The sequence below is a fragment of the Vreelandella halophytica genome (assembly GCF_968193635.1).
Map to the genome: position 1 here is coordinate 3,513,121 of NZ_OZ309107.1, position 20,032 is coordinate 3,533,152.

18 protein-coding genes and 1 tRNA gene are annotated in these 20,032 nt (G+C 61.4%); 9 read left to right on the top strand and 10 right to left on the bottom strand.

Features of this window, described 5'->3' with window-relative positions; genetic code table 11:
• Position 1: 1 nt before the first annotated feature.
• Positions 2 to 922 (top strand): YihY/virulence factor BrkB family protein, encoded by a 921-nt coding sequence (locus ACWHXT_RS16305; RefSeq protein WP_447956599.1) that lies wholly within the window; start codon positions 2 to 4, stop codon positions 920 to 922.
• A 55-nt stretch (positions 923 to 977) separates the two neighbouring features.
• On the opposite strand, the gene ACWHXT_RS16310 is transcribed toward ACWHXT_RS16305, so the two are convergent.
• The 4 genes from ACWHXT_RS16310 to ACWHXT_RS16325 all read right to left on the bottom strand — a co-directional run bounded on the left by ACWHXT_RS16310 (position 978) and on the right by ACWHXT_RS16325 (position 5,905).
• Entirely contained in the window at positions 978 to 2,021 is a 1,044-nt protein-coding gene (locus ACWHXT_RS16310; RefSeq protein WP_447956600.1) for a diguanylate cyclase domain-containing protein, read from the bottom strand.
• 713 nt (positions 2,022 to 2,734) lie between these two features.
• On the bottom strand, positions 2,735 to 3,592 hold the full coding sequence (locus ACWHXT_RS16315; protein ID WP_447956601.1) for an alpha/beta fold hydrolase: 858 nt from the start codon (positions 3,590 to 3,592) through the stop codon (positions 2,735 to 2,737).
• A 269-nt stretch (positions 3,593 to 3,861) separates the two neighbouring features.
• A tRNA-Arg gene (locus ACWHXT_RS16320) sits at positions 3,862 to 3,938 on the bottom strand.
• 581 nt (positions 3,939 to 4,519) lie between these two features.
• Complete coding sequence (locus tag ACWHXT_RS16325; protein ID WP_447894553.1) at positions 4,520 to 5,905, bottom strand: FAD-binding oxidoreductase; 1,386 nt, start codon at positions 5,903 to 5,905, stop codon at positions 4,520 to 4,522.
• 363 nt (positions 5,906 to 6,268) lie between these two features.
• Between ACWHXT_RS16325 and ACWHXT_RS16330 the strand changes: the two genes are divergently transcribed.
• The 8 genes from ACWHXT_RS16330 to ACWHXT_RS16365 all read left to right on the top strand — a co-directional run bounded on the left by ACWHXT_RS16330 (position 6,269) and on the right by ACWHXT_RS16365 (position 15,269).
• Entirely contained in the window at positions 6,269 to 7,231 is a 963-nt protein-coding gene (locus tag ACWHXT_RS16330) for a TRAP transporter substrate-binding protein (protein ID WP_447929179.1), read from the top strand.
• A gap of 6 nt (positions 7,232 to 7,237) precedes the next feature.
• The gene (locus ACWHXT_RS16335; protein WP_447956602.1) at positions 7,238 to 7,771 is read left to right on the top strand and encodes a TRAP transporter small permease; all 534 of its coding nucleotides are present in this window, start codon (positions 7,238 to 7,240) and stop codon (positions 7,769 to 7,771) included.
• Entirely contained in the window at positions 7,768 to 9,030 is a 1,263-nt protein-coding gene (locus ACWHXT_RS16340; RefSeq protein ID WP_447894555.1) for a TRAP transporter large permease, read from the top strand. Before ACWHXT_RS16335 ends, ACWHXT_RS16340 begins: the two co-directional genes overlap by 4 nt.
• Before the next feature lie 240 nt (positions 9,031 to 9,270).
• The gene (locus tag ACWHXT_RS16345; protein ID WP_447956603.1) at positions 9,271 to 9,765 is read left to right on the top strand and encodes a formate dehydrogenase subunit gamma; all 495 of its coding nucleotides are present in this window, start codon (positions 9,271 to 9,273) and stop codon (positions 9,763 to 9,765) included.
• A complete protein-coding gene (locus tag ACWHXT_RS16350) occupies positions 9,762 to 11,318 on the top strand; it encodes a formate dehydrogenase beta subunit (protein WP_447956604.1) in 1,557 nt (518 codons plus the stop codon). Before ACWHXT_RS16345 ends, ACWHXT_RS16350 begins: the two co-directional genes overlap by 4 nt.
• The gene (gene fdhF, locus ACWHXT_RS16355) at positions 11,315 to 14,200 is read left to right on the top strand and encodes a formate dehydrogenase subunit alpha (RefSeq protein WP_447956605.1); all 2,886 of its coding nucleotides are present in this window, start codon (positions 11,315 to 11,317) and stop codon (positions 14,198 to 14,200) included. Before ACWHXT_RS16350 ends, fdhF begins: the two co-directional genes overlap by 4 nt.
• The gene (gene fdhD, locus ACWHXT_RS16360; protein ID WP_447956606.1) at positions 14,197 to 15,051 is read left to right on the top strand and encodes a formate dehydrogenase accessory sulfurtransferase FdhD; all 855 of its coding nucleotides are present in this window, start codon (positions 14,197 to 14,199) and stop codon (positions 15,049 to 15,051) included. The genes fdhF and fdhD overlap by 4 nt, the downstream gene beginning before the upstream one ends.
• A complete protein-coding gene (locus ACWHXT_RS16365) occupies positions 15,027 to 15,269 on the top strand; it encodes a formate dehydrogenase subunit delta (RefSeq protein ID WP_447956607.1) in 243 nt (80 codons plus the stop codon). Before fdhD ends, ACWHXT_RS16365 begins: the two co-directional genes overlap by 25 nt.
• 280 nt (positions 15,270 to 15,549) lie before the next feature.
• On the opposite strand, the gene ureG is transcribed toward ACWHXT_RS16365, so the two are convergent.
• The 6 genes from ureG to ACWHXT_RS16395 all read right to left on the bottom strand — a co-directional run bounded on the left by ureG (position 15,550) and on the right by ACWHXT_RS16395 (position 20,030).
• A complete protein-coding gene (ureG, locus tag ACWHXT_RS16370) occupies positions 15,550 to 16,182 on the bottom strand; it encodes an urease accessory protein UreG (RefSeq protein WP_447927268.1) in 633 nt (210 codons plus the stop codon).
• 22 nt (positions 16,183 to 16,204) lie between these two features.
• Positions 16,205 to 16,888: an urease accessory protein UreF gene (locus ACWHXT_RS16375; protein ID WP_447956608.1), complete on the bottom strand. Its 684-nt coding sequence runs from the start codon at positions 16,886 to 16,888 to the stop codon at positions 16,205 to 16,207.
• Complete coding sequence (gene ureE / locus ACWHXT_RS16380; protein WP_447956609.1) at positions 16,878 to 17,393, bottom strand: urease accessory protein UreE; 516 nt, start codon at positions 17,391 to 17,393, stop codon at positions 16,878 to 16,880. The genes ACWHXT_RS16375 and ureE overlap by 11 nt, the downstream gene beginning before the upstream one ends.
• Before the next feature lie 196 nt (positions 17,394 to 17,589).
• Positions 17,590 to 19,302, bottom strand: coding sequence for an urease subunit alpha (gene ureC / locus ACWHXT_RS16385; protein WP_447956610.1), 1,713 nt, complete (start codon positions 19,300 to 19,302; stop codon positions 17,590 to 17,592).
• A complete protein-coding gene (locus ACWHXT_RS16390) occupies positions 19,299 to 19,619 on the bottom strand; it encodes an urease subunit beta (RefSeq protein WP_447927272.1) in 321 nt (106 codons plus the stop codon). Before ACWHXT_RS16390 ends, ureC begins: the two co-directional genes overlap by 4 nt.
• Positions 19,620 to 19,727: 108 nt before the next feature.
• Positions 19,728 to 20,030 carry an urease subunit gamma gene (locus ACWHXT_RS16395; protein WP_447530206.1) on the bottom strand — a complete coding sequence of 101 codons (303 nt, stop codon included), beginning with the start codon at positions 20,028 to 20,030 and terminating at the stop codon, positions 19,728 to 19,730.
• Between the last annotated feature and the right edge of the window lie 2 nt (positions 20,031 to 20,032).

The following is a 20,032-nucleotide window of genomic DNA, read 5'->3' on the forward strand; positions in this document are numbered from 1 at the left end:
GATGGCCCACAACCGCACATTCGTCAGTGGCGTTCTCCTTCTGCTCCCCCGTCTGGCATCGTTTGCCTGGCGGGTACTGTGCCACTTTTTGAAAAATCGCGGCATCCTGCTGGCCGGCGGCGTGGGCTACAATATTTTGCTCTCCGTCGTGCCGCTCTTTGCTTTGCTGGGGGTCATGTCGACCCGCGTAGTCGACGAGCAGCACCTGCTGAACGTGCTGGCGATACAGGCCCGCCACCTGGCCCCGGCCCATGCCGATGTCGTGATGGACGCGGTACGCGGGCTACTCGACTCTCGCGATGTGATCGGCATTCTCAGCCTGCCGATACTGCTACTGCTTAGCTCGTTTGCCTTTCGTATGCTCGAAGATGCCCTTTCGTTCATCTTCCACGCCCCGGACTGCCCCCGGCGCAGTACCTGGGTCTCGCTGGTGCTACCGTACGCGTTCATGCTGGTGCTGGGCGCCGGGCTCATGGCGCTCACGCTGGTCGTGACCCTGGCAAGTTCGCTCAACGCCCTGGCACTTGCGCTGTTCGCCCAGGAACTCCCCTTGGCGGGCCTTTCAGAGCCCGTTCTGAACCTGTTCAGCTTTTTCGGCGTATTCCTGCTTTTCAGTGCGATTTACAAAATATTACCGGTGGTCCAGATCGCTATCGGAAGAGCCGTGGTGGGCGGTTTCGTGGCAGCGCTTTTGTGGGAGGGGGTCAGGCTCTTTCTGGTCTATTACTTTACCCACCTATCGTTCATCAATGCCGTGTACGGCTCTTTAGCGGCACTGATCATCGTTTTGTTGAGCCTTGAAGTAGGCGCGATCATTTTACTGCTGGGCGCCCAGGTCATCGCCGACCTGGAGCGCAACTCGCGCCTTGGCCTGGTGTGGTATGTGGACCCTGACCGCGAGGCGATTAGCCGGGTGGATTGAAAATCAATGCACCCGCTCTCGCTGGCAAGGTGTCGTTTTACGTTTGCGCTTAAGTTTAAGCTTCTCCCCCGTTATAAAGAGAGACGTTCATTTTTCCTCGCTTTTTCACTTCATACATGGCCTTGTCAGAGAGGGCCAGCAGCGTTGAGAGGTCTTGACCATGAAGCGGATAAAGCGATATGCCGACACTCACGCCGACGCGATAGTCCTTCGACGCTATCCTGATATTTCGGCTGATGTTTTTTATCAGCTTCTCAGCCAACAAAATCGATTGTTCGGGTTTATCCAGGTGGGCCGCTAATACCACGAATTCATCACCGCCCAAACGAGCGCAGACATCCGTCGCTCTTACGCAGCCGGTTATTCGTTGCGCCACTTTGGCAAGCACTTTATCGCCCACCTCGTGCCCCGCCGAGTCATTGATCGGTTTGAAATCATCGAGGTCTATAAAAATGACCGCCAGTAGCGTTCCAGAGCGCTCGGCAGAGCTGACCATATAATCAAAAATACCGTCCAGATACAGCTTGTTATTCATGCCCGTCAGCGCGTCGTAATGGGCCAAATGAAGCGCTTCGGCTTCGGCACGCTCCAATCTCGTTTTAAAGGAAAGAAACACGCCCGCCAGTAGAAACAGGTACAACCCCATCTTACTCACAGAGGTGATTATGAGTACGAAGGCGCCCCAGCCAGGAAAGCGCGCAAAGATCGGGTAAGCCATCATCCAATTAATCGAAAAAGCCAAACTAAAAAAAGAGATCCCGTACATAACGCCGCCGGGTAAGGCTTTTCTATTTTTAAAACAGATAATAGAAAGATAAAGCATCGTCAAGCAGAAAAACGCGGCGCCTAACGGTCTCAATAACCAAATGGATAAATCGAAAAACCAGACCGAAAAAAACCATACCTCTAAAAAGGCAGCGGCAAACCAAATGGCCACGATACTGCGCTTTAATTCTAAAAACCGGATAAGCCCAAGAATGAGTAAAGGCTTTTCTATGGTACCTAACACGAAGTAGAAAATCGTGGTTAACTCGTTTTGCAACGTGGGGTCTATGTAAATGAGTGAAAAGCGGGAAAGCAGTGCAAAAAGCAGCGCCATGCACCACCATCCAGGCCCACTTTTCGTACCGGGAACGTAGCTAATCCATAAAAAAAGAATTATCAACATTAAGTAAACAGTACAACCAAACACATTAATACTATTTTGCATCCGCGTACCTTTAAAACCCTCGATAACCAAGGCTGACTGATCGTCACTGGTAAAAGGGAGCTAAAAAATCCCGAAAATAAAAATTTTATCGAGAGCAATGTTTAACGCATTAAAATAAAGCAACTGCTAACTTAAAAAGGGTGAATACTCCCGAGACCTACTCCGCTGGCTCCTCCCGGGCGAACTGAGCACGGCCCTACCGGTTGAGTGAGCCGGGCTTGCCAGCACCTTGCCGCCAGATGCCAAGGTTGGAAGCAGCAGGCGCACTTAAATAATAGTAATAACCCAAAGCGATACTTCAAGAATTAATTAAAGCCTATCCCCCTGTGACGCAATGCCTAAATTAACCGTTTAAAACCCACTCAAATTCACCGTCATGATGCGTCTGACCCGAGAACACGCCGGACGTGCGTATCGTCGCGATACAAAAAAGGGGCGCGTGATCACTCAAAGGCTTTCTTTCAATGAATCCTGGCGCGCCCGGAAGGGCTCGATGACACATGTTAAGAAATTGTTTTATATGTAAATAATCGCAAAGCGCCCCTTGCCACAATTGACGCAATTCGAGAACAAACCAGGATCAGCGCCACGTGGCAGGACGCCTACCGCCCCAAAAAGTCGAGAAGGGTGCTCGCCAGCGCCTCGGGGGCTTCCTCGGCCATGTGGTGGCCGCAGTCGAGGCCGTGCCCCTCCACCGATGTCGTCCACGGGCGCCAGACTTCGAGCACGTCGCCATAAAGCCGCTCCAGATCGTCACGCAGCGACCACAGCACCATCGCTGGGCATTGGAGGCGCTTGTCCTGTTCACGGTCCTGCCGGTCGTGGAGGTGGTCCACGCTCAAGCCGGCCCGGTAGTCCTCGATCATGCCGTGAACGGTCGCCGGGTCGTGAATGGCCCGGCGAAAGTCCGCGTAGGACGCCTCTCCCATCGCCTCACGACTCCCGCCATACCATGCATCCGGGTCGGCGAGAATGGCGCGCTCGGGCTTGTCGAGCTGGGCGAAGAAGAACCAATGCCACCACTCGGTCGCGAAGCGCGCGTCGCAGCGCTCCAGCGCCTCGAGGATGGGTACGCCGTCGAGCATGACGGCCTTGTCGATCACCTCGGGATGATCCATCGCCGTGCGAAAGGCGGTGTAGCTGCCGCGGTCATGACCAACGACGGCGAAGCGCTCGAAGCCGAGGTGGCGCATCAGCGCGACGCAGTCCCGCGCCTTGGCGCGTTTGGAGGAGCCGGCATGGTCCGGCGTATCCACGGGCTTGGAGGATTCCCCAAAGCCTCGAAGATCAGGGCAAACGACGGTGTGATGCGCCGCTAGAAGCGGGGCGACGCGATGCCAGGTCATGTGGGTTCGAGGGTGGCCATGCAGTAACAGCACCGGCGGCCCCGAGCCGCCATGTCTTACTCTCAACGTCGCCTCGGCAAGCTCAACCGTCTCCAGCTTGAATCCCTCGAACATCACTGCCCCCCTTTGCCCACGTGGCGAAACGTTTCAGCGTAGACGTTCAGGTCACGGATTGCGCGCCAAGAGCCAGGATGACCTGCGCTCGGCTGTGCATATTACACGCCAGAGAGGCTCGACCATTCGGGTGACTCTACACTCTGTTCTATACCACAAACGGGCTTGGATTCGGCAGGAACACTTGGCAAAGCGCGGGACAAAAACCGCTGATTTTGCTGTGTTTTTCGTCTACTCGGGAACTGACTGGAAGGCTTGAGAAGTCTGGATGGCGCGCCCGGCAGGATTCGAACCTGCGACCCTCGGCTTCGGAGGCCGATACTCTATCCAACTGAGCTACGGGCGCGTAGGGGGCGTATCCTACCTTTGTGGGCGGGCGCTGTCCAGCCGGGAAGCGGTGGACAGTACGGCGAACCGTTTGGCGCGTACCTGCCGCGCATTCGCGAGGCGCTGGCCGAGTAAACCCCGCTTGGCCGCCCCACGGGGTAATGCCGATCAGTTAAGGCTTTTGCCTACCCACAACGAGCGGTAAATCTATTGTAGCAGCGCGTTGCGCTGCGTCGCTGGCTAAAGCCTGCTCTTACGAGGGATGGGGCACGACTCCATTGTAGGAGCCCAATTCCATTGGGCGATGGCGGCGATAGCCGCCCTTCGGTGGCGACGGCACTTTTGGTTGCCATCATCACCAACCCCAGCAGCGCGTTGCGCTGCATCGCTGGCTGAAGCCTGCTCCTACAAGGGATGGATGCAAGATTTCGTTGTTGGGGAGCCCGCTTCAGCGGTGGTCCGATAATTCGGCGAATGGCGCCGTCAGGCGCCCTGGCCAAGCCACACGTCGCGAGCTAAAGCTCCGCCCCACAGGTGATAGCCAAGCTTAACTGATCGGCATTAGCCCCACGGGGCGGCTTTTGGCATCACAGGATGCGCTTAGGCGAGCACCTTGCCCGGGTTCAACAGCCCCTTCGGGTCGAGCGCCTGCTTCATGCGCTTCATCAGCGCGATCTCTTCTGGCGAGCGGGAGAGCGCCAGGTAGTCGCGCTTTTCCAGCCCCACGCCGTGCTCGGCGGAGATCGAGCCCTGGTACTTTGCAAGCGCCCCGTATACTTGCTCTTCCACGTCGCGGCGGCTATGCGGGCTTGCATCGCGCACGGTGATCATGATGTGCAGGTTGCCGTCGCCCAGGTGACCGAATACCACGAGTTGCGCGGTCTCCGGCCACTGCGCTTTCAGCTTCTCTTCGAGCGTGGTGACGTACTCGTCCATATGGGCGATGGGTAGGCTGATATCGAAAGAGAACATCGGGTTCAGCTCGTACACCAGGGTTTCGATGTCTTCACGAATGTCCCAGATACCCTGGCGCTGGGTGCTGGAGTTCGCAAGCACCGCGTCCGTTATCAACTCCTCCTCCAGGGCCCTTTCGAGCACCGCGGCGAAGGCCTCGGCGTCCTGCTCCTCGTTCGACCCCAGCGTCTCGATGATGGCGTAAAAGGGCGAGTCGCCGGCGAGGATCTCGGCGTGTTTGGTGGCCTCACTGGTCATCAGCGCGTAGTGATTGTTCCAAAGCGCCTCGAAGGCGCTCAGGCTGTTGGCGAGCTCTTTGGAGGCGAGCTTCAAAAGCCCGGTGAGCGCCTCGAACGAGGGTACGGCGACCAGCGCGGTCTGCTCGCTGGGCATCATCGGCTGCAGGCGCAGCACCGCGCGGGTGACGATACCCAGCGTTCCTTCGCTGCCGATGAACATCTGCTTCAAATCATAACCGGCGTTGTTCTTGAGCATGGTGTTCATGGAGCTGACCACGGTGCCGTCGCTCAACACCGCTTCGAGGCCGAGCACTTGCTGGCGCATCATGCCGTAGCGAATCACCCGGATACCGCCGGCGTTGGTGGCAATGTTGCCGCCAATGGTGCAAGAGCCGCGCGCGCCTAAATCAAGCGGAAACTGCATGTCGATCGCCTCGGCCGCTTCCTGCACGCTTTGCAGCGTGGCGCCGGCCTGCACCTGCATGGTCGAGCCCACCGCATCCGTCGATTCGATCTTGTTCATCAGCTCGAGGGACACGACCAGCTCGTTGGGGCTGGCCACTGCGCCGTGCACTACGCCGGTCAAGCCCCCGTGGGTCACCACCGCCTGCTTGGCGCCATGGCAAACGGCCATCACCTGGCTGAGCTGCTCGGTGCTTTGCGGGCGAATGATCGCCTTGGCTTCACAGGGGGCCTTGGTGAACCAGTCGACGCTGCGCTGGGCAACGTCGTCACCCAGCAAAACGCCTTTTTTACCAACGATGTTCTCGAGCTCGTTAATCAACGTGTCCATGATCTCAACCTTGAGGGCGGGCCCTGACGCGATGGCCCGCCTGTTTTTAATTTAGCTATAGCGTATATAAAATCACCCCATAACCTTATAAGCGCGAAAGCCTGACCGGCAAGCATTGGGGGGTATGCAGGCTACCGCCAACGCAAGCCCCGCTCAAGCGCCCGGGGGCCATAGTGTTCTTTTGGCTAATACCGCCCTTTCAGGCGGGGAATTGCGCGCCAAAACCGCTATGGTAGAGCACGCACGCCGTTATAATACGCCCGCCAATCACTAAAAAAGCGACTCACCGAAGGACATCTCGTGGAACACGCAAACTCTTCTCCCTCTTTCAGCTTCTCCCTGGCCCACCTGCGCGGCGCGCTCATGATTGCCGCCACAGGGCTTTTGGGTTTTACCAGCACGGCCAGCGCCGAGCTCCCGCAAACCTCGCTGCGCCTGGCCCACGTGGTCAATAGCGACGACACCTACCACCTCGCCGCGACCCGCTTTCAGGAGATTTTAAGCGAGCAAAGCGACGGCGCGATCAGCGTCGAGATCTTCCCCAACGCAAGCCTGGGCGACGAGCGCACCCTGCTCGAAGGCATGCAGATCGGCACCGTCGACATGGGTTTGATCACCAACGGGCCTGTGGCCAACTTCGTCGACGCGTTCTCGGTGTTCGAATTGCCGTTTCTCTTTCCCGATGCACAGGCCGCTTACGAAGTACTCGACGGCGAGATCGGCCAGGAGATTCTCGACTCGCTCGAAGACGTCAACCTGAAAGGCCTGGCCTTTGCCGAGCGCGGCTTTCGCAACATCACCAACAGCCGCCACCCGATCAATGAGCCGGCGGATCTGGACGGCCTGCGCCTGCGCGTGATCGAAAACGAAGTCTACGTGGATACCTTCCGCACCCTGGGCGCCAACGCCGTGCCCATGGCCTGGACCGAGGCACTGACCGCCCTTCAGCAGGGCACCATCGACGGCCAGGAGAACCCGATCAACGCCATCCACGCGTTCAACCTGGCCGAGACCCAGGACTACCTGACCATGACGCGCCACATCTACGCCCCGGCGCTGTTCGTGATGAGCCTGCCCAAGTGGAACGCGCTCCCCGAAGAGGCGCAAACCCTGGTGCAGCAAGCCGCCCGCGAGGCTTCCCAATACGCCCGCGCGCAAAACGCCGAGATGGAAGCCGAGCAGCTCACCGCCCTGGAAGAAGCCGGCATGGAGATCAATGAATCGCCGGATATCGAGGCCTTCCAGGCGGCCGTGGCGCCGATCTACGAGCAGTATGGCGAGCAGTTCGGCGACTACCTGCCGCGCATTCAAGAGGCGCTCGAGTAGGCCGCCATGTCGTTAACATCGTCATTGAACGCTGCCGTTTCGCTGTCGAGAGCCGTCGAGCGCGGCCTCGACGCCGTGCTCAAGCCCGTCGTGTTCGCCGGTATGGCCGCGCTCATCGGGGTGATCACGCTGCAGATCGTCTCGCGAGTGCTGTTCACCGCCGTGGGTTGGACCGAGGAGGTCGCGCGCTTTCTGCTGATCTGGATCACCTTTCTGGCGGGTACGCTGGCCTTCCAGCGTGGTCATCATATCGCCGTCACCTTCGCCGTCGATGCGCTGCCCGTAAGGCTTCGCCAGGCAGCGCGCTTTCTCGCCGTGCTCGCGGTGATTGCGTTCATGATCACGCTGATCGTGATCGGTTATCGCTACATGCAGGTGCAGAGTTTTCAGAAATCCGCCTCATTACGCCTGCCGATGTCCTACGTCTACGCAGTGATGCCGATCAGCGCCGCGATCATGGCCTGGTACGCGCTGGTGGATCTTTTCGAGATCGCCCTCGAGGGTGAGCCGAGAAAGCCGATGGGGGAGCAAACGCCATGACACTGCTTCTTTTTGGGCTCTTTTTCCTGCTGATGCTGCTGGGCGTACCCATCGCCTTCGCCATTGGGGCCAGTTCGCTCTACGCGCTTTACCAGGCCGGCGTGCCGCTGATGGTGGTCACCCAGCAGATGTTTCAGGGCATCAACTCGTTTGCGCTGGTCGCCATTCCGATGTTCATTCTGGCCGGCGATTTGATGGCCCAGGGCAAGGTGAGCGAGCGGCTGGTGAGCTTCGCCGACTCCCTGGTGGGCTTTATGCGCGGCGGGCTCTCGATCGTCTCCATCATGGCGGGCATGTTCTTCGCCGCGATTTCCGGCTCCGGGGCAGCGACCACCGCCGCGGTAGGCTCGAGCCTGGTGCCGGAACTCAAACGCAAGGGCTACGAGCCCGCTTCGGCGGCCAGTTTGATCGCGGCCAGCGGCACCATCGGGGTGGTGATCCCGCCCTCGGTGCCCATGATCATCTACGCGGTGATCGCCCAGCAGTCGGTATCGACCCTCTTCTTGAACGGTTTTCTGCCGGGCCTGGCGATGGGCCTGGGCTTGATGGCCATTGCCATTACCCAGGCCTACAAGCGCCAGTACCCCAAGGGCACGCCGCTTTCACCCAAAACGATCTGGCGCACCTTCAAGTCCGCCAGTTGGGGGCTGATGACCCCAATAATCATTCTGGGCGGTATCTTCACCGGTATTTTTACGCCGAGTGAGGCCGCCGTGGTGGCGGTGAACTACGCGCTACTGGTGTCGCTGTTCGTCTACCGCGATTTGACGCTGCCCCAGGTGTATCGGCTACTGATCCGCTCGGCGATGACCACGGCGGTCATCATGCTGGTGATTGCGATGTCGGCGGTGCTGAGCTGGACGCTTTCGAGCTGGCAGGTGCCCGGCGCTATTGCGCAATCGGTGCTATCGCTCTCCACCGATCCGCTGGTCGTGATGCTGTTGGTGGTCGCGGTGATTCTGCTCACCGGCGTGTTCATCGAAACCGCCAGCGCCCTGATTATTCTCACGCCGGTCTTGCTGCCGTTGGTGCTGCAGCTTGGCATCGACCCGATCCACTTTGGCCTGATCATCGTGGTGGGGCTTTCGATTGGCATGATCACCCCGCCGGTGGCGATCAACTTATATGTGGCCTCCTCGGTTACCCAGCTCCCGCTGGAGCGCATTACTCGCGCGATCATCCCGTATCTACTCGGGCTGATCGGCGTGCTGCTTTTGGTGGTTTACGTGCCCATTTTCATGGGGTGGTCGGGGAACTAGCCGCCCACGTGTTCCACACACTTTACGCGCACTGACGCCAGGGGCGTGCCAAACGGCACGCCCCTGGCGCAATAAGCTTCATACGTGCCGGTATGAGATACCCAGGCCCTGGGGGGCGTAGGTTAATGTTGGCTTGATGCCAGCGTGACATTGACCGTGGTGCACGCCCTTTTAATGACCGTTTCAAACAAGCATAAGCGTGCATATTTATAATAAACAATCAGCACCGGGAGAGACCTGATGAACGAGTCTCGAGAATGGTCGTCGCCGTCGATACAGGCCGAGATCGACGCGCTTAAACACACGCCAGGCGCGCTCTTGCCAATTCTTCATGCCCTCCAGGACCGCTTTGGCTTTATCCCTAATGACGCCGTACCGCTCATCGCCGACTCGCTTCAGCAGACCCGCGCCGAGGTACACGGTGTGATCAGTTTCTATCACCATTTTCGCACCACCCCACCGGGGCGCCACGTCGTGCAGATATGTCGTGCCGAGGCGTGTCAGTCCGTGGGCGCACGCACGCTCGAAGCCCACGCCAAAACGCGGCTGGGGGTGGATTACCACCAGACCACGCCGGACCAGGAGATTACCCTGGAGGCCGTTTACTGCCTGGGTAACTGCGCCTGCGGGCCGTCGGTTCGCGTGGATGACCAGGTGCGCGGGCGCGTCACGCCGGAGGCCTTCGATGAGCTGCTGGATGAGTTGCAAACGCGGCCGCTGGAGGTGATGGCATGAGTATTCGTGTATATGTCCCCCGTGATACCACCGCGCGCTCCGTGGGTGCCGACGCCGTGGCCAAGCGCTTGGAGCGCGAAGCCGCCGCTCGCCACGAAGGCATCAGCATCGTGCGCAACGGCTCCCGGGGGCTTTTCTGGCTCGAGCCGCTGGTCGAGGTGGAAACCGCCCAGGGCCGGTTTGCCTATGGGCCCGTTACCCCAAGCGATGTGCCCGCGCTGCTCGACAGCGGCCTGCTCGAAGGCAACGTCAGCCACCCGCTGGCGCTCGGCCTAACGGAGGAAATCGACTATCTCGCCCGTCAGCAGCGCCTGACCTTTGCGCGTATCGGTATCACCGACCCACTATGTCTTGACGACTACCGCGCTCATCGCGGTTTTGCGGGCCTCGAGGCGGCGCTAAAGCTGACAAGTCAGGACATCGTCGAACAAGTGAAGGCCTCCGGGCTTCGCGGGCGCGGCGGTGCGGCCTTCCCTACCGGCATCAAGTGGCAGACGGTGCTGGACGCGCCGGCGGATCAAAAGTACATCGTGTGTAATGCCGACGAGGGCGACTCCGGCACCTTCGCCGACCGCCTCGCCATGGAGTGTGACCCTTACATGCTCATCGAGGGCATGGCCATCGCCGGGCTCGCCGTGGGCGCGACCCAAGGCTACATCTACCTGCGCTCGGAGTACCCGCTGGCCAAGGAGATATTGGACGAGGCCATCCGTCGCGCCAACGTTGCCGGGTATCTCGGCGATGACATCCGCGAAAGCGGTCGTGCCTTTCATCTGGAGGTGCGCCTGGGCGCCGGGGCCTACATCTGCGGCGAAGAGACCTCGCTTCTGGAAAGCCTGGAGGGCAAGCGCGGCATGGTGCGCTTCAAGCCGCCGCTGCCCGCCATCGAAGGCCTGTTTGGCCGCCCCACCGTGGTTAACAACGTGCTTTCGCTCGCCGCGGTGCCGTTTATTCTCGCCGAAGGCGCGGCGGCCTACGCCGACCACGGCATGGGCCGCTCCCGGGGCACGCTGGCGCTTCAGTTGGCGGGCAACGTCAAGCGCGGCGGGCTTATCGAGCTTGCCTTCGGCACCACATTGCGAGCGCTGATGGAGGAGTTCGGCGGCGGCACGCTAAGCGGCAAGCCCTTGCGCGCCGTGCAGGTGGGCGGGCCGCTGTGTGCTTACCTGCCGGAGAGCCAGTGGGATATGCCGCTGGATTACGAAACCTTCGCCGAGGTCGGCGCGGGGGTGGGCCACGGCGGCGTGGTGATGTTCGATGAAAGTGTCGACATGGCCGAGCAGGCGCGCTTCTCGATGGAGTTCTGCAAGGTGGAGTCGTGTGGCAAGTGCACGCCGTGCCGGATCGGCTCGACCCGCGGCGTGGAGGTGATCGATCGCATTCGCGCCGATGACCACCGCGCGGATAACCTCGCCCTGCTGAGCGATCTCTGCGACACGATGGTGGATGGCTCGCTCTGCGCCATGGGCGGTATGACGCCCTTCCCGGTACAGAGCGCGCTGAACCACTTTTCTGAAGACTTCCAGCGCTCGGCCAGTGGAGAACGCTCATGATTGAACATTTCGATCCCCGGCGCCAGGCCAACAGCGTCGATTTCAGCAAGGACTACGGCACGCCCTCCCCGACCCCGGGTGCCGCCGCCGTCAACCTCGAGATCGACGGCGTCACTATCAGCGTACCGGAAGGCACCTCGGTGCTGCGCGCCGCGGCACTCGCCGACATCAGCATCCCGAAGCTCTGCGCCACGGACAGCCTGGAAGCCTTTGGCTCCTGCCGACTCTGCGCGGTAGAGGTCGAAGGCCGGCGTGGCCTGCCTGCCTCCTGCACCACGCCGGTGGTCGAAGGCATGAAGGTGACGACCCAAAACGAGCGCCTGGCCAAGCTGCGCCGGGGCGTGATGGAGCTCTACATTTCCGACCACCCGCTGGACTGTTTGACCTGCTCCGCCAACGGCGACTGCGAGCTTCAAGACATGGCCGGCAGCGTCGGCCTGCGCGAAGTGCGCTACGGCTTTAGCGGCGAAAATCACCTGGACGCCGAAAAAGACACCTCCAACCCCTACTTCACCTTTGACCCGAGCAAGTGCATCGTCTGCTCACGCTGCGTGCGCGCCTGCGACGAAGTCCAAGGCACCTTCGCGCTGACCATCGACGGCCGCGGGTTCGACTCCAAGGTCTCGGCGGGTCAGGACGAAGCGTTTATGGATTCGGACTGCGTCTCGTGTGGCGCCTGCGTGCAGGCCTGCCCTACGGCCACGCTGATGGAAAAGAGCGTAATCGACCAGGGCGTGCCGGACAGAAGCGTGGTGACCACCTGCGCCTACTGCGGCGTGGGCTGCTCGTTCGAAGCACAGATGAAGGGCGATAAGATCGTACGCATGGTGCCCTACAAGGGCGGCGACGCGAACCACGGCCACTCCTGCGTGAAGGGGCGCTTCGCCATCGGCTACGCTTCGCACCCGGACCGCCTGACCACGCCGATGATCCGCGACTCGATCGACCAGCCCTGGCGCGAGGCGAGCTGGGAAGAAGCCATCAGTTTTGCCGCCAAGCGCCTGAAGTCGATTCAAGCCGAGCACGGCCGCGAGAGCATCGGCGGCATTACCTCGTCGCGCTGTACCAACGAGGAAACCTACTTGGTGCAGAAGCTGATCCGCGCGGCGTTTGGTAACAACAACACCGATACCTGCGCCCGGGTCTGCCACTCGCCGACCGGCTACGGGCTGAAAACCACCCTGGGCGAATCCGCGGGTACCCAAACCTTTGATTCAGTCATGAAGTCCGACGCGATCATCGTCATCGGCGCCAACCCCACCGACGCCCACCCGGTGTTTGGCTCGATGATGCGCAAGCGCCTGCGCCAGGGCGCGAAGCTGATCGTCGCCGACCCGCGCCGTATCGACCTTTTAAAGACCCCGCACATGAGCGAGGCCCAGCATCTGCCGCTACGCCCGGGCACCAACGTCGCGCTGGTCAACGCCCTGGGCCACGTGGTGGTCACCGAAGGGCTCGAGGACACCGACTTCGTCGCCAGGCGCTGCGACACCGATGCCTACCAGAGCTGGCGTGCGTTCATCAGTGAAGAGCGCCACTCTCCGGAGGCCTCTGAGCTGATTACCGGCGTGCCTGCTGATGCAGTGCGCCAGGCCGCGCGCACCTACGCCACCGTCCCCAACGGCGCCATCTACTACGGTCTGGGCGTGACCGAGCATAGCCAGGGTTCGACCATGGTAATGGGCATCGCCAACCTCGCTTTGGCCACCGGCAACATCGGCCGGGAAGGGGTGGGCGTGAACCCCTTGCGCGGCCAGAACAACGTGCAGGGCTCCTGCGACATGGGCTCTTTCCCCCATGAGCTACCGGGCTACCAGCACGTGGCGGATCCCGCCGCTCGCGGGCGCTTCGAGTCAGTGTGGGGCGTAAAACTCGACGACGAGCCGGGGCTGCGCATTCCCAACATGTTCGACGCGGCGATTGAGGGCACCTTCAAGGCGATGTACGTGCAGGGCGAGGATATCGCCCAGTCCGACCCCAACACCCAGCACGTCGAGGCCGCACTGCGCTCGCTGGACTGCCTGATCGTCCAGGATATCTTCCTCAACGAGACGGCCAAGTTCGCCCACGTGCTGCTACCCGGCTCCAGCTTTCTGGAGAAGGACGGCACCTTCACCAACGCCGAGCGGCGTATCAACCGGGTGCGCAAGGTCATGTCGCCGGTGGCGGGCAAGCAGGATTGGGAGGTGACCCAGGACCTGGCGAACGCGCTGGGCTACCCGATGAACTACACCCATCCGTCGGAAATCATGGACGAGATCGCCTCGCTTGCGCCGAGCTTCGCAGGCGTCAGCTTTGAAAAGCTCGAGCAGTACGGCAGCCTGCAGTGGCCGTGCAACGACGACAACCCGCTCGGCATGCCGACCATGCACGAGTTCAGCTTCCCGATCGGGCTTGGCCGCTTCGCGATCACCGAGTACGTCGCCACCGAGGAGCGCGCCAACCGCCGCTTCCCGCTTTTGCTGACCACCGGGCGGATTCTCAGCCAGTACAACGTGGGCGCCCAGACCCGGCGCACCCACAACCAGCACTGGCACGACGAGGACGTGCTGGAGCTACACCCGTCGGATGCCGAGCTTCGCGGCGTAAAGGACGGCGACTGGCTGGGCATTACCAGCCGCTCCGGGCAGACGGTGCTGCGCGCCCGGCTTAGCGATCGCATGCAACCTGGGGTAGTCTATACGACGTTCCACCACCCCGGCAGTGGCGCCAACGTGATTACCACCGATAACTCGGATTGGGCCACCAACTGCCCCGAATACAAGGTGACCGCCGTGCAGGTCGAAAAAGTCAGCCAGCCCTCCGCCTGGCAGCAGCGTTTCAGCACCTTCGATCAAACTCAGAAGAGCCATCTGGCAAGGGCTCAGCAGGAGGCGCCATGAGCGCGCCTTCTGACGCAAACGCCCTGGCGCGCCTCGAGGTCGAGGTGCGTCGATATCGCGATGGCTGGCAAGGCCAGACCGAACAGGACGCTCTGGCCCAGGAAGTGCCGGTCGCGCTGATCTATAACGGCATTTCCCACGCGGTGATGATGGCAAGCCCGGACGCCCTCGAGGATCTGGCGCTGGGCTTTAGCCTAACCGAAGGCATCATCGCGCACCCTCACGAGTGCTACGACTGGGAGGTCGTGGAAGAAGAGCACGGCCTGGCCGTTCACCTGGACATCGCCACCGAGCGTTTGATGGCGCTGAAAGAGCGCCGGCGCAGCATGACCGGGCGCACCGGCTGCGGGCTTTGCGGCACCGAGGCGCTGGACCAGGCGATTCGCCCGATCCCCCGGGTAGCGGCGCCCGCCATCGAAGACGCCGCCATTGCCCAGGCGCTGGCAACACTTGCCGACCATCAGCCGCTCAAAGCCGCCACCGGCGCGGTGCACGGCGCGGCCTGGTGTAACGCGAAGGGTGAGATCCAGCGGGTGCGCGAGGACGTGGGCCGCCACAACGCCCTGGACAAACTCATTGGCTCGCTGGCCAAAAGCGAAACGCCGCTCCTGGATGGCTTCGTGCTGGTCTCCAGCCGGGCCAGTTACGAGATGGTGCACAAGTGCGCCAGCGCCGGTATCGGTGCGCTGGTGGCCGTTTCCGCCGCCACGGCGCTGGCCGTCAAGCAGGCCGAGGCGGCCAACTTGCTGCTCGTCGGCTTCGCCCGCGGCAACCGCCATGTGATCTACCACCGCCCAAACGCGGCGCACCCTCAAGGAGACGCGTTATGTCGGCCAACGACGACAACCTGATTCATATGATCAACCAGATCGCCGCCAACCTGGGCGGCGGGCGCGACGAAGAAGCTACCGCAGAGGCCACCTGCCGCCATCTCGAAACCTTCTGGGCCCGCGCCATGAAAAAGCGCCTGGTGGAAAGCCTTCAACGAGAAGAGAGCGGACTTTCACCGGCCGCTCACCGGGCGGCAACGCTATTGTCCGACCGGCTCGATAAGCGTCAGGCAAGCTGAATACCTACTTTGAAACAACAACGTCAAAAAAGCTTCAAGCGCCATTTTTTTCTTTGTGAGCGACTATTTAGCCTCAAGAAACGACTAATTCCGGCGATAAAATACGCTTTATAACCTGGGTTAAGGTGATTGAGGGCCGTGGCGTCCACTGTGTGCGTGTGGTGGCCAAGGATGGCCCGTTTGGACAAGGACTGCACCACACGCTTTTAGGCCGCTCTGACCATTTAACCGCCTGGTCAGAGCGGCCTTTTTAATTAAAAAAAGCGCTATTGCCCCCCGCTTACGCCGTCGCGCTTTGGCCGCGGCGCTCCTCCAGCATCCCTTTATCGAGAATGAAGCGGATGATCTCCTCGAGACCTACGCCGTCGTACAGGTTCGTGAACACGAAGGGCCGCTCGCCGCGCATCTTCTTCGAGTCCCGCTCCATGACTTCGAGTGAGGCGTGCACCTGCTCGGCAATGTCGATCTTGTTGATGATCAGCAAATCGGATTTGGTGATCCCCGGGCCACCCTTGCGCGGAATCTTGTCGCCGGCGGAGACGTCGATCACGTAGAGCGTGAGATCGGAAAGCTCCGGGCTGAAGGTCGCCGACAAATTATCGCCACCGGACTCCACCATCACAAGCTCAAGGCCCGGGTGGCGCGCCTGCAGGTCGTCGATCGCCGCCAGGTTCATCGAGGCGTCTTCGCGAATCGCGGTGTGCGGGCAACCGCCGGTCTCCACGCCCAAAATCCGGTCCGCCGGGAGCGCGTCGTGCTTGAGCAGAAAGTCCGCGTCTTCACGGGTGTAGATATCGTTGGTCACCACGGCGATGTCGTAGTGATCGCGCAGCGCAAGGCAGAGCTGCTTGAGTAGTGCTGTCTTGCCGGAGCCTACCGGGCCACCGACCCCTACGCGTAAACAGTGTGTCATGTCGTTCTCCTCGATCGGTCCATCAGCTTCTAAAAAGCCGCGAATATTGGGTTTCGTGCAGGGCACTGGCCAGCGCCACGCCGGGCAGTATCGGCCCCAGTGCGTCGTCATCGAGCACCAGCGCCGCGTCTACCGCCTCTACCAGCGCGGGGCGCAGCCGCTCGATGATGCGCTGGGCCGCGGTGTGGCCCAGGGGCAGCGCCTTGCAAGCCACCGCCAACTGATTTTCGAGCCACGCCCAGCCAAAACCGATCAGCGCCTGGCGCGAGCTAACCCCGCGCCGGTGGGCGGTGTAGGTAAAGAGCGTGACGTAACCGGCCTGTTCGGGTAGAAGCCCGGCCTGGGGCAGCAGCTCGAGGCTTGCCAGCAGGCGCTTGAGTGACGCCCCCAGGCGGCTATCCTCGGCGGCCAGCTCGAAGGTTTCCCGGGTGGCGGCGAGCCAAGTATCCCACTCGGCTATGACGGTGCTGTCGTCTTCATCGAACGCTCTGAAAAGCCTGGCGATGACCGGCAGCTCGCAGCGGGTCAGGCCATCTTCCAGCACGCCCTCCAGCCACGCGGCCAGACTCGCTTCGTCGCTGACCCAGCCAAGCTCGAAGGCGCTTTCGAGCCCTTGCGAGAACGCGAAGGCGCCGATGGGTAGCGCGGGGCTTACCAGTTGCATCAATCCCAAAAGGGCCAGGTCGCTGTCGGCGTCAGTGCTCATGGGCGTGATCGTGATGGTCGTGGCTGTGTCCGTGATCGTGGGAGTGGCCGTGGGAATGCCCTCCCACCTGATTGTAGGCGCCGGGCTCCGGGTCGAAGGAGGCCTCACCATGTTCGAGCGTGGCGCCGAGTAGCGTGGCCAGCTCCTCCAGCACGTGATCCGGCGGAAAGCGCACCCAGCCGCCCTGGTCGTCTTCACCGAGGGCCAGCTGCACGTGGCGGTTGCCTAAATGATAGGCCAGCCGCGCCAGGGGCAGGCCCGCTTCGATACGCGCGGTGACCACCGGCTCGATGGCGGCGCACACGCGGATCACCTCGCCGCTTTCGGCTTTCAAGCCCTCGCCGCTTCGCAGCACCGGGCCACGGTCGAGAAACAGCCCCAGCGCCCGGCCGCCGTCGCTTTCGGCTTTCAGGCGGCCGCGAATGCGCAGCTCGAAGGGCAGCGTCAGCGTGTCGGTGGCCGCGCTTTCTTCTATCGGGCCTAGACGTTCTATCAGTTTCAGCATGATCGACCTCTTGATCATCCAATCAATTGAGTTTTTACCATGACCCTTGTTCTGTAGGGGGTCGCTTTAGCTAGCGACCTCTTTAAGGGGGCGCCGCAAGTAAGGGAAGGCTAGCGCCTTCCATCGCCGGATGAATCCAGCTCCTACAAGGGCGAGCCCACGCCCCCGTAGGAGCCGCTTTAGCTAGCGACGGCTTCTAGAACAGGTGATAGCGCTGGGCCAGTGGAAGCTCGGTGGCGGGCTCGCAGGTCAGGAGCTCGCCGTCGCAGCGCACTTCATAGGTTTGCGGGTCCACGCTGAGTTCCGGGCAGGCGTCGTTGAGCTTCATGTCCTTTTTGCGAACGCCGCGCACGTTCTTGCACGCGGATAATTCACTTTGCAGCCCCAGGCGCTCCTTGATGCCCGCGTCGATCGAGGCCTGGCTTACGAAGTTGAGCCGGGTCTGGCTCGCCGCGCGGCCAAAGGCGCCGAACATGTGGCGGTAGTGCACCGGCTGCGGCGTGGGGATCGAGGCGTTGGGGTCACCCATGGGGGCGGCGGCGATCATGCCGCCTTTCAAAATCAGCGAAGGTTTCACGCCGAAAAATGCCGGTTTCCAGAGCACGAGATCCGCAAGCTTCCCCACCTCGATGGAGCCCACTTCATGCGCGATGCCGTGGGTGATCGCCGGGTTGATGGTGTACTTGGCGATATAGCGCTTGGCGCGCAGGTTGTCGGCGCCAAGCTGCTCGTCTTCGGGCAGCAACCCACGCTGGGTTTTCATCTTGTGGGCGGTCTGCCAGGTGCGGCAGACCACTTCACCCACCCGGCCCATGGCCTGGGAGTCCGAGGCGATCATCGAGATCACGCCCAAATCGTGCAGAATGTCTTCCGCGGCGATAGTTTCGCGGCGAATGCGCGAGTCGGCAAAGGCGACGTCTTCCGGGATGTTCGGGTCCAGGTGGTGGCACACCATCAGCATGTCCAGATGCTCGTCGATGGTATTCACCGTGTAGGGGCGCGTCGGGTTGGTGGAGGACGGCAGCACGTACTCCTTGGCGCAGGCCGTCAGGATATCCGGCGCGTGGCCGCCGCCCGCCCCTTCGGTGTGGTAGGTGTGAATGCCGCGCTCCTTGAACGCCGCGAGGGTATCCTCCACAAAGCCTGACTCGTTGAGCGTGTCGGTATGAATCGCGATCTGCACGTCATACTTTTCCGCCACGCTCAGGCAGTTGTCGATCGATGCCGGCGTGGTACCCCAGTCCTCGTGAAGTTTCAAGCCCATGGCGCCGGCTTCGAGCTGCGCTTCCAGGCCCTCCGGCAGGCTGGCGTTGCCCTTGCCGAGCAGGCCGATGTTCATGGGCAGGTCGTCCACCGCCTGGAGCATCTTGCCGATATGCCAGGCGCCGGGGGTGCAGGTGGTGGCGTTGGAGCCGGTGGCCGGGCCCGTGCCGCCGCCCAGCATAGTGGTCACGCCGCTCATCAGCGCCTCTTCCACCTGCTGGGGGCAGATGAAGTGGATGTGCGCGTCGATACCGCCGGCGGTGAGGATCTTGCCCTCCCCGGCGATCACTTCGGTGCCCGGGCCGATGACGATCTCGACGTCCGGCTGGGTGTCCGGGTTACCGGCCTTGCCAATCGCCGCGATGCGCCCGTTTTGCAGACCGACATCTGCCTTGACGATGCCCCACCAGTCGACAATCAAGGCGTTGGTGATCACGGTGTCCATCACCGCCTCATCGACGCGCTGGCTCTGGCCTTGGCCATCCCGGATCACCTTGCCGCCACCAAATTTTACTTCATCGCCGTAGTGGGTGGCATCCCGCTCGACTTCGATCCACAGCTCGGTGTCGCCCAGGCGCACGCGGTCACCCACCGTAGGGCCATACATGTCCGCGTAGGCCTGGCGGCTGATTTTATTGGTCGTCATTGATTGTCTCCTTCCAGCGGCCCCATCACGTCACCGCGAAAACCGTAGATCTCGCGCTTGCCAACGAAGGGAATCAGCGTGACTTCCCGGGTCTGGCCCGGCTCGAAGCGAATGGCGGTGCCTGCCGCCACGTCCAGACGAAAACCGCGGGTCTTGTCGCGATCGAACACAAGCGCCGGGTTGGCCTCGGCAAAGTGGTAGTGCGATCCCAGCTGCACCGGCCGGTCGCCGGTATTGGCGACCTCCACCGTGATGCGCTCGCGGCCCACGCACAGCTCGATATCACCCTCTTTTAACTGATATTCGCCAGGAATCATGGCGCTCTCCTGTTTTTTGTGACAGGTGAGTAGTGAATGGTAAGTGGTGAGTGGTGGTATCAACCCCATGATTCACGCATACGCAAAGCACTACTCACGATTCACGATTCACACAATCGGCGTATGGACGGTCACGAGTTTCGTGCCATCGGGAAACGTGGCTTCGACCTGCACCTCATCGACCATCTCGGCCACGCCTTCCATCACGTCCTCGCGGCTGAGGATCTCGCGGCCAAAACTCATCAGCTCCGCCACGCTCTTGCCGTCGCGGGCGCCTTCGATAATCTCAAAGCTAATCAGCGCCACCGCTTCCGGGTAGTTGAGCTTCAGGCCTCGTGCGCGGCGCCGCTCGGCCAGCTGGGCGGCGGAAAACAGCAGCAGCTTGTCTTTGTCTCGTGGGGTCAATTCCATGG

Coding starts and splice junctions, on each gene's coding strand:
- ACWHXT_RS16305 (WP_447956599.1), top strand. CDS start 2: ATGGCCCACAACCGCACATTCGTCAGTGGCGTTCTCCTTCTGCTCCCC.
- ACWHXT_RS16310 (WP_447956600.1), bottom strand. CDS start 2,021: ATGGCGCTGCTTTTTGCACTGCTTTCCCGCTTTTCACTCATTTACATA.
- ACWHXT_RS16315 (WP_447956601.1), bottom strand. CDS start 3,592: ATGTTCGAGGGATTCAAGCTGGAGACGGTTGAGCTTGCCGAGGCGACG.
- ACWHXT_RS16325 (WP_447894553.1), bottom strand. CDS start 5,905: ATGGACACGTTGATTAACGAGCTCGAGAACATCGTTGGTAAAAAAGGC.
- ACWHXT_RS16330 (WP_447929179.1), top strand. CDS start 6,269: ATGATTGCCGCCACAGGGCTTTTGGGTTTTACCAGCACGGCCAGCGCC.
- ACWHXT_RS16335 (WP_447956602.1), top strand. CDS start 7,238: ATGTCGTTAACATCGTCATTGAACGCTGCCGTTTCGCTGTCGAGAGCC.
- ACWHXT_RS16340 (WP_447894555.1), top strand. CDS start 7,768: ATGACACTGCTTCTTTTTGGGCTCTTTTTCCTGCTGATGCTGCTGGGC.
- ACWHXT_RS16345 (WP_447956603.1), top strand. CDS start 9,271: ATGAACGAGTCTCGAGAATGGTCGTCGCCGTCGATACAGGCCGAGATC.
- ACWHXT_RS16350 (WP_447956604.1), top strand. CDS start 9,762: ATGAGTATTCGTGTATATGTCCCCCGTGATACCACCGCGCGCTCCGTG.
- fdhF (WP_447956605.1), top strand. CDS start 11,315: ATGATTGAACATTTCGATCCCCGGCGCCAGGCCAACAGCGTCGATTTC.
- fdhD (WP_447956606.1), top strand. CDS start 14,197: ATGAGCGCGCCTTCTGACGCAAACGCCCTGGCGCGCCTCGAGGTCGAG.
- ACWHXT_RS16365 (WP_447956607.1), top strand. CDS start 15,027: ATGTCGGCCAACGACGACAACCTGATTCATATGATCAACCAGATCGCC.
- ureG (WP_447927268.1), bottom strand. CDS start 16,182: ATGACACACTGTTTACGCGTAGGGGTCGGTGGCCCGGTAGGCTCCGGC.
- ACWHXT_RS16375 (WP_447956608.1), bottom strand. CDS start 16,888: ATGAGCACTGACGCCGACAGCGACCTGGCCCTTTTGGGATTGATGCAA.
- ureE (WP_447956609.1), bottom strand. CDS start 17,393: ATGCTGAAACTGATAGAACGTCTAGGCCCGATAGAAGAAAGCGCGGCC.
- ureC (WP_447956610.1), bottom strand. CDS start 19,302: ATGACGACCAATAAAATCAGCCGCCAGGCCTACGCGGACATGTATGGC.
- ACWHXT_RS16390 (WP_447927272.1), bottom strand. CDS start 19,619: ATGATTCCTGGCGAATATCAGTTAAAAGAGGGTGATATCGAGCTGTGC.
- ACWHXT_RS16395 (WP_447530206.1), bottom strand. CDS start 20,030: ATGGAATTGACCCCACGAGACAAAGACAAGCTGCTGCTGTTTTCCGCC.